We start from the raw sequence: 1717 nt of genomic DNA on the forward strand, positions 1-1717 counted from the left end.
GAACGCCTCCGTCCCGCCGGCCCGAAGCACGGCGAGGTACCCGCCCGCCGGGGTACCGGGCCGCTCCCGCGGTCCGGCAGCGGGTGTCGGCCGTGTGCGGGCGGACCGGGCGGGTTCGGGGATCCGCGTGGCGACGGCGGCGGCGGTCAGGCACATTCCCACGCTCACCCACCCGACCAGGGTGAACTCACCGACCGCGAACAGCACGGTCGCCGACAGCGCCGCGGGGGCCTGTGCGACGAGTTCGAGTGCGTTGAGCTGTCCGTAGACCGGGGCGAAGCGCTCCGCCCGGCCCACCGCGGCCAGCCCGTCGTGCAGCAGGGCCTCCCGTGAGCCGGAGAGCAGCGCGCCACCGAGGGCCCACAGCACGAATCCGGCCGCGAACACGGTGAACCCGGGGAGGGTGATCCAGAGCAGGTACCCGGCCGCCTGGAACACGCCTCCCGCGGCGAGGGACCCGCGCCGGGAGAACCGGTCGGCCAGCGCCCCGCTCGGCACCTCGACGACCACGGCGGCCACCGACCAGACGACGAACAGCGCGGAGATCTCCGCGTCGGACAGTCCCACCTCGGCGAACAGCAACGCGTAGAGCGGATAGAGCGGGATCGTGTCCGCGAGCAGCGCCCACAGGCGCATCCGCCGCACCAGCGTGCGTGCGGGGTCGGCGGACGTCAGTCAAGAAAAGGTCCTCATGGCCGCGGAGGATACTCCCGCCCGGGTGTGTTGTCCGTCACCCGCGGCGGCCTACCGGCGGTACCAGCGGGGCGAGGTGTTCAGCGGCGGACTCAGCTCCGCGTTCACCACCAGGACGTTCGGTTCCTCGGAACGGGTGAACTCGCGCAGCAGCCGACGGAACGCCCTGCCGAAGCCGTCCACGCGGTCGGCGTGCAGGCCGAACGACTTCGCCAGGCCGACGAAATCCGGGGTGACGAGGTCGACCCCGTGGTGCGGCAGCCCGGACCGGCTCTGGTCGTAGCGCAGCATCCCGTAGCCGCCGTCGTCCACGATCACCACCGTCACCGGCAGGTTCTCCTGGATCGCCGTGGCCAGTTCGCCGCTGCCGGACAGGAAGCCGCCGTCCCCGGTGACGCACACCGCACGCGGCACCCCGGCCGCCGCCACCCCCAACGACGCGGGAACACCGAACCCGAGCGTGCCCCAGCCCATCGGGTAGGCCAGTCTGCGCGGCCCCGCGGCCCGGTAGAACCCGCCGATCCAGTAGCCCGCCACACACATGTCCGCCACCAGCACCGACCCCTCGGGCAGGGTCTCCTTCAGCGCCGACAGCAGCTCGGCGGCGTGCGGCTCCTCCTTGCGGATCCGCCTGCGCACCCGCCGCTCGATTTCGTCGAGCCTGCCGCTCAGCTCGTCGAGACCCGGCCGCGCCGCGAGCCCCGGCAGCAGCCGCTCGCACACCTCGCGGGCGTCCCCGCGCAGGACGAGGTCCGGTGGGTAGTTCTTCGCCGCGTCCACCGGATCCACGTTGACCGCGATCAGGCCGGGCGGGCGCGGCATCCGCCAGTTCTGCGTCATCGCCCCGTCGAGGTCGGTGCCGACCGCGAGGACGACGTCCGCCTCGTCCCACAGCGCCCCCACCTCCGGGGTGTGCACGGGGTCCGGCGCGAGGCACGGATGGTCGGGCGGCACGAGACCGCGGGCGGCGAACGTCGTGACGATCGGGGCGGCCAGGCGCTCGGCCAGGCGCCCGACGGCCTCC

Annotated in this window: 2 protein-coding genes; both read right to left on the reverse strand. The window is 73.8% G+C overall.

Annotated elements, in window-relative coordinates; translation table 11 throughout:
- Window positions 1-636 (reverse strand): MFS transporter (locus tag ACTIR_RS21140; protein WP_233345798.1); only part of this gene is annotated, 636 nt, incomplete at its 3' end.
- 108 nt (window positions 637-744) lie between these two features.
- Window positions 745-1717, reverse strand: a 973-nt coding sequence (locus ACTIR_RS21145; RefSeq protein WP_034237839.1) for a thiamine pyrophosphate-binding protein, incomplete at its 5' end; no start/stop codon positions are given.

It is taken from the genome of Saccharomonospora iraqiensis subsp. iraqiensis (assembly GCF_000430445.1).
GTDB lineage: Bacteria > Actinomycetota > Actinomycetes > Mycobacteriales > Pseudonocardiaceae > Saccharomonospora > Saccharomonospora iraqiensis.